Here is a 6,306-nt window from a genome sequence, read left to right as displayed (position 1 = left end):
CCCGCCTGCGCCACGGACCGCGCCGCGGCGAGCCCGGCCTCGAGGTCGGCCTTCAGGTCCTCGACGTTCTCGATCCCCACCGACAGGCGCACGAGCCCCGGCGTGACCCCGGTGGTCAGCTGCTGCTCGGGCGTGAGCTGCGAGTGCGTGGTCGACGCCGGGTGGATCACGAGCGAGCGGACGTCGCCGATGTTCGCCAGGTGCGAGAACAGCTGCAGGGTGTCCACGAGCGCTCGGCCCGCGTCCACGCCGCCCTTGAGCTCGAACGACAGCACCGCGCCGACGCCCTTCGGTGCGTACCGGTTGGCCGCGCCGTACCAGGGCGAGGTCGGCAGTCCGGCGTAGGCGACGGTGGCGACGTCGGGGTGCGCGTCGAGGAACTCCGCGATCTCCTGCGCGTTCGACACGTGCCGTTCCATCCGCAGCGAGAGCGTCTCGATGCCCTGCAGCAGCGCGAAGGCGGTGTCGGGGGAGTTCGACGCACCGAGGTCGCGGAGCAGCTGCACGCGGGCCTTGACGATGTACGCCAGCGCGTTGCCGACGGCCTGCGCGAACACGACGCCGTTGTACGACGGGTCGGGGGCGTTGAACTCGGGGAACTTCTCCGGGTGCTCGGACCACGGGAACGTGCCGCCGTCGACGAGCAGCCCGCCGATGACGGTTCCGTGGCCGCCGAGGAACTTCGTCGCCGAGTGCACGACGATGTCGGCCCCGTGCTCGAGCGGACGGATCAGGTACGGCGTCGCGATCGTGTTGTCGACGATGAGCGGCACCCCGGCCTGGTGCGCGACGTCCGCCACCGTCCGGATGTCGAGGACGTTGATCCGCGGGTTGCCGATGGTCTCCGCGAAGAACAGCTTCGTGTTCGGGCGGACCGCGCGGCGCCACTCCTCGGCGTCGTCCTGGTCCTCGACGAACGTGGTCTCGATGCCGAGCCGCGCGAGCGTGTACTTGAACAGGTTGTACGTGCCGCCGTAGATGGAGGACGAGGACACGATGTGGTCCCCGGCCTGCGCGATGTTCAGCACCGCGTACGTCTCCGCCGCCTGGCCGCTGGACACGAGGAGCGCGCCGGTCCCGCCCTCGAGCGCCGCGATGCGCTGTTCGAGGACGTCGTTCGTCGGGTTCATGATGCGCGAGTAGATGTTGCCCGGCTTGGCCAGGGCGAACAGGTCACGCGCCTCGTCCGAGTTCGCGAAGACGTACGAGGTCGTCTTGTAGATCGGCGTCGCACGGGCACCCGTGGTCGGGTCCGGCTGGGCGCCTGCGTGGATCTGCGTGGTCTCGAACCGCCACTGCGCGGCGTCGTTCTCGGTCATCTGGTGCTCCTGTCCGTGCAGCTGGTCGTCGGTCGGCGGTGCGGTCGGGAGGCTCGGAGCGCCGTCGCGACGCTGGTCACGGTACGGACGTGGCCGCGCCCGCACCAGCGCACCCGTCTCGTGACGTAACGCGTGGGCGGTTCTGCGCGCCCGTCTGCCGGCGGTGACCACGGGGGATCGGTCGCGGCCTGCCGCGACGTCGCGCGCTGCCGACTGAGCGCAGCGAAGACGACCGCCTGCGCGGGGCTGTCACTGGGGGTCTTTGCGGAACAGCCAGCGCACGTTCGGTTCGAGCAGCCATCGCATGCCGCGGCGGACGAACGGCTGCGCCAGGAACAGGCTCACGACACAGGCGATGCCGACCATGAGGAGCACGTACGGCCATGCCGAGTGCTCCCCGGCGAGGATGCCGGACTCCCGGATCGGGTAGAGCAGGAACGTGTGCAGCAGGTACACGTACATCGTCGCCGCGCCGAACTGCGTCAGCCAGACCGTCCGCCGGGGCACGAGCAGCAGGAACGACGCCGTCAGCAGCGTCGCGAGCAGCATCAGCCCGAACCGCACGGCACCGGCCCACCAGGCGTCCTCGCCGAGGCCCGAGTACGAGTCGTCGTAGAAGAACCAGTGGTGCAGGTCGAACTCCTTGAACTGCGGGATCCACAGCGCGCACGACACCGCCCACGCCAGGAACACGACCCCGGCGCTGATGCGCACCCGGACGACGGTGCGCCGCGAGGCCTCGTACCAGCGGTCGAACACGCCCCACTGCTTCACCTGCCAGCCGAGCAGGAAGAACGGCAGCAGGCTGATCGCCCGCGACAGGGAGAGCGTGGAGTCGACGTTGTCGAAGTACCCGACGCCGATGCTGAACACCACGGCCCAGAACAGCGGCCACCGCAGCTGCGCGAGGTACGGCAGGATCAGCCGGAAGATCCCCAGCGCCAACAGGAACCACAGCGTCCACGTCGGCTGCGTCGGGTTGAACTTCTTGCCGCCCTCGACCAGCGCCTGCACCACGGTCCAGATCGTCTGCATGATGATGTACGGCACGACGATGTCGGTGATCGTCCGCCGCATGCGCTTGCCCGTCGGGGTGTCCGCGGAGGAGAAGTACCCGCTGATCACGCCGAACGCCGGCATGTGGAACGCGTAGATGAACGTGTACAGGGCCAGGGCGTGCTCGCTCGCCGGCGTCTGCCGCTGGATCGCATGGCCGATCACCACGAGCGTGACGGCGAGGAACCGTGCGGTGTCCCACATCGGGATGCGCCGCGGTGCACGCCCTGGCTCGAGGTTCGTGGCCGGGGCCGCTGGGGCCGGCGGCGCTGCGTCCGTGGTCATCGCTGGTCACGGTACCGGAACGTGACCTCGCCGGGTCGGTACCGTGGTCGGGACCACCGGACCGCGCCACGACCGGCGTGGTCGGCACCAGCTGGAGGAACCACATGGCACGTCGCGTCGTCGTCACCGGAGCGAGCTCGGGGATCGGGGCAGCCACCGTCCGGCTGTTCCGCCAGCGTGGATGGGACGTCGTGGCCGTCGCCCGTCGAGCGGACCGGCTGGCGGCGCTCGCCGAGGAGACCGGCGCCGACACGGTCGTGGCCGACGTCACCTCCGCCGACGCCGTGGCGGCGCTCGCCGCCCGGGTCGAGGAGCTCGGTGGGGCCGACGTGCTGGTGAACAACGCCGGTGGCGCGTTCGGGTCCGCCACGGTCGAGGACTCGGATGTCGAGGACTGGCGCGCGATGTTCGAGGTGAACGTGATCGGCACGAAGCGCGTGACCGCGGCGCTCCTGCCGTCGCTCCGTCGTCGTGCGGCGGCGACCGGCGGCGCGGACGTCGTCACGGTGACGAGCACCGCCGGGTTCGTGTCGTACGAGAACGGCGGCGGGTACAACGCCGCGAAGGCCGGCCAGCACGCGCTGCTCGGTGCGCTCCGCCTCGAGCTCAACGGCGAACCGATCCGCGTGGTCGAGATCGCGCCGGGCATGGTGAAGACCGACGAGTTCGCCCTGGTCCGCTTCGGCGGGGACACCTCGAAGGCCGCGGCGGTCTACGACGGCGTCGAGGACCCGCTGTCGGCCGACGACGTGGCCGAGGCGATCGTGCACGCGGTCGAACTGCCGGCGCACGTCAACCTCGACCTGGTGACGATCCGGCCGGTGGCGCAGTCGGCGCAGCACAAGCTGGCACGCGGGCCGCTGTCGCCCAGGGCCTAGCACGCGCCCGGGCTGCGACTGCGGGTCGCGGCGGCGGGGTCCCTGCCGGTAGCGTGGTCGGATGCCGATCAGCAGCGAGCCCGCCGAACCCTCCTCGTCGGGTGCCGTGACCGTGACGAGCGGTCCAGAGGTCCTCGGGTGGCTGGAGTTCGGTGACGCGGCACGGCTGCTCGCCAAGGACGTCCTGTCCGACGGCTTCGAGCCCGAGGTCGTCGTGGCCGTCGCCCGCGGTGGCCTCATCGTCGCCGGTGCCGTCGCCTACGCGCTCGGCACGAAGCAGTGCGGCTCGATCAACGTCGAGTTCTACACCGACGTCGAGCAGCGGCTGGAGGAGCCCGTCGTGCTCGCCCCCGCGCTCGACGCCCCGAGCCTCGCCGGCAAGCGCGTCCTCGTCGTCGACGACGTGTCCGACTCCGGCCGCACGCTGGCCCTCGTGGTGGACATCATCAGCTCGGCGGGTGCCGACGTCCGGAGCGCGTGCCTGTACTCCAAGCCCGGCACCGTGCTCGAACCCGACCACGTGTGGCGTCGGGTCGACGGCTGGATCACCTTCCCCTGGAGCGCCCTCGCACCCGTGACGGCCGAGTCGTGAGCATCCACCTGGTCGGGGGCGGGCTCCTCGCCGCGTCGGACGCCGCCGCACCCTTCCTCGCCGAGGCCACGGCCCGCTCCGCTGCCGTCGGCCGGAGCGCTCCGCGCATCGGGCTGCTCTCCGTCGCCGACGAGTCGGGGGCATCGCCGTCCTCGACCGCCGACATCGCGTCCGTCCTCGGCGACGCCGCCGAGGTCCTGGTGACCGAGGTCCAGCCGGGGCAGCCGTTCGACACCTCCGTGCTCAGCGACATCGACGCCCTCGTCGTCGGTGGCGGCCGCACACCGGACTACCTCGACGCCGTGTTCCCGCTCGTCGACCAGATCCGGCTGCTCGTCTCCGACGGCCTGCCCTACCTCGGCTACTCGGCGGGCGCGATGATCGCGGCCGACCGTGCCCTGGTCGGCGGCTGGCGCGTCGGTGGCGTCGAGGTCTGCCGAGAGGACGCCTCCGAGGGCCTCGACGAGGTGGAGCTCCGCGAGGGCCTCGGACTCGTGGACCTGACCATCGACGTGCACGCGGTGCAGGCCGGCACGATCAGCCGCCTCATCGCCAGCGCCGAGGCCGAGTTCGTCACCGCGGGGCTCGCCATCGACGAGGACACCGTGCTCGTCGTCGGCGAGGGCGCCCTCGAGGTCCGCGGTGCCGGCAGCGTGTGGCGCGTGGTCAGCGGCGACGACTCAGTCTCCGTCGCCACAATGGGCGCGTAGCCACCCGTGCAGCCACGGCCGCTCGCGGACCTCGTCGACCCCGGGTGGGCCGAGGCGCTCGCTCCCGTGGAGCAGGACGTGCACCGGCTCGGGGCGTGGCTCCGCGAGGAGACCACCGCCGGGCGGCCGTACCTGCCCGCGGGTGCGGCGGTGCTCCGGGCCTTCGAGTACCCGTTCGACGCCGTCAAGGTGCTCGTCATCGGGCAGGACCCGTACCCGACGCCCGGTCACCCGATCGGGCTGTCCTTCGCGGTCGACCCCGGCGTGCGTCCGGTGCCGAGGAGCCTGGCGAACATCTACCGCGAGCTGCACGACGACCTCGGTGTGACGCCCCCGCAGCACGGCGACCTGCGCCCGTGGTCCGAGCGGGGCGTGATGCTGCTCAACCGCGTCCTCACGGTCACCGCGGGCGATGCGGGCAGCCACCGCGGCAAGGGCTGGGAGCGGGTCACCGAACAGGCCGTCCGGGCGCTCGTCGAACGGGACCGTCCCCTCGTCGCGGTGCTCTGGGGCGCGCAGGCCGGGTCCGTGAAGCCCTTCCTCGGGGACACCCCGGTCGTCGCGTCGGCGCACCCCAGCCCGCTGAGCGCCTCGCGCGGGTTCTTCGGCAGCCGACCCTTCTCGCAGGTGAACGAGTTGCTCGTCGCCCAGGGTGCCGACCCCGTCGACTGGACGCTGCCCGCCCGGTCCTGACGAGCCTCCCGGCCGTCGCCGTGACCACCAGCCGGGGGTGACCCGTAGGCTCGGAGCGTGCTCGAGGAGGAATACCGCCAGCGGCGGGTGTTGCCGCGGCATCTCCGTGCGCCCGCGCCGACGGAGACCGCGTTCGCGTGGTCGATCCGGGCTGCGGAGCCGACGGACCTGCCGGACATCCGCGAGGTCCACGCGCACTACGTGCGGAACTCCTCGGTGACCTTCGACGGCGCCGTGCTCTCGTTCGCGGCCTGGAAGCAGCGCTACGACCAGATCCGTCGGCGGGGGCTGCCGTTCCTGGTGGCCGTGAACCCGTCCGGGCAGCTCCTCGGCTACGCGCTGGTCGACCCGTGGAACCCGCGTGACCGGTCGAACCGCGTCGTGGAGAACTCGATCTACCTCGGGCCGGCGTCCGGTGGCAAGGGGCTCGGGCGCGCGCTCATGGAGGCGCTGCTCGACGAGTGCCGGTCCGCGGGCGTCCGGGAGGTCGTGGCCGTGATCGCGGACCGGTCCGCGGACGCCTCGATCCGACTGCACCAGCGGCTCGGGTTCCAGGAGGTCGGCCGGATGGGCAAGGTGGGCTACAAGTACGACCGGTGGCTCGGCACGGTGACGATGAGCCTGCGGTTGCGTGGGCCGCGGACGCGCCGGGGGGCGACGCGGGGGTAGGGCCGCTTCGGGCCGCTGCGGGCCGGGAGGCTCGCTGCTGGGTCGTCCGGGTCGCTGCTGCTGGTGGCTGTGGCTGGCTGGTGCTGGTTGCATGGCAGGACGAA

7 protein-coding genes are annotated in these 6,306 nt (G+C 71.9%); 5 read left to right on the top strand and 2 right to left on the bottom strand.

Annotation, left to right across the window (positions count from 1 at the left end; translation table 11 throughout):
* Both OXR63_RS15925 and OXR63_RS15920 read right to left on the bottom strand, forming a co-directional pair.
* Positions 1–1,319: bifunctional o-acetylhomoserine/o-acetylserine sulfhydrylase (locus OXR63_RS15925; RefSeq protein ID WP_267424829.1), on the bottom strand; the 1,319-nt coding region annotated here is incomplete at its 3' end.
* 249 nt (positions 1,320–1,568) lie between these two features.
* Positions 1,569–2,660, bottom strand: a complete 1,092-nt coding sequence (locus OXR63_RS15920) for an acyltransferase family protein (protein WP_267424826.1) — start codon at positions 2,658–2,660, stop codon at positions 1,569–1,571.
* 104 nt (positions 2,661–2,764) lie between these two features.
* Here OXR63_RS15920 and OXR63_RS15915 point away from each other — a divergent pair, with 104 nt between their 5' ends.
* The 5 genes from OXR63_RS15915 to OXR63_RS15895 all read left to right on the top strand — a co-directional run bounded on the left by OXR63_RS15915 (position 2,765) and on the right by OXR63_RS15895 (position 6,202).
* Positions 2,765–3,538 (top strand): SDR family oxidoreductase, encoded by a 774-nt coding sequence (locus OXR63_RS15915; protein WP_267424823.1) that lies wholly within the window; start codon positions 2,765–2,767, stop codon positions 3,536–3,538.
* A gap of 61 nt (positions 3,539–3,599) precedes the next feature.
* Positions 3,600–4,130, top strand: coding sequence for a phosphoribosyltransferase (locus OXR63_RS15910; protein ID WP_267424820.1), 531 nt, complete (start codon positions 3,600–3,602; stop codon positions 4,128–4,130).
* Complete coding sequence (locus OXR63_RS15905) at positions 4,127–4,840, top strand: Type 1 glutamine amidotransferase-like domain-containing protein (protein WP_267424818.1); 714 nt, start codon at positions 4,127–4,129, stop codon at positions 4,838–4,840. The genes OXR63_RS15910 and OXR63_RS15905 overlap by 4 nt, the downstream gene beginning before the upstream one ends.
* A gap of 6 nt (positions 4,841–4,846) precedes the next feature.
* Complete coding sequence (locus OXR63_RS15900) at positions 4,847–5,533, top strand: uracil-DNA glycosylase (protein ID WP_267424816.1); 687 nt, start codon at positions 4,847–4,849, stop codon at positions 5,531–5,533.
* 57 nt (positions 5,534–5,590) lie between these two features.
* The gene (locus tag OXR63_RS15895) at positions 5,591–6,202 is read left to right on the top strand and encodes a GNAT family N-acetyltransferase (RefSeq protein ID WP_267424814.1); all 612 of its coding nucleotides are present in this window, start codon (positions 5,591–5,593) and stop codon (positions 6,200–6,202) included.
* The last annotated feature ends 104 nt before the right edge of the window (positions 6,203–6,306 follow it).

Source organism: Curtobacterium sp. GC_Cur_3, assembly GCF_026544205.1.
GTDB lineage: Bacteria > Actinomycetota > Actinomycetes > Actinomycetales > Microbacteriaceae > Curtobacterium.
Note: the sequence above shows the minus strand (reverse complement) of the source record. Positions and strands in the feature narration are given on the sequence as shown.

What these genes read in the sequence shown, in the direction of transcription:
- OXR63_RS15915 (WP_267424823.1), top strand. Translation starts at nt 2,765, where the DNA reads ATGGCACGTCGCGTCGTCGTCACCGGAGCGAGCTCGGGGATCGGGGCA.
- OXR63_RS15920 (WP_267424826.1), bottom strand. Translation starts at nt 2,660, where the DNA reads ATGACCACGGACGCAGCGCCGCCGGCCCCAGCGGCCCCGGCCACGAAC.
- OXR63_RS15910 (WP_267424820.1), top strand. Translation starts at nt 3,600, where the DNA reads ATGCCGATCAGCAGCGAGCCCGCCGAACCCTCCTCGTCGGGTGCCGTG.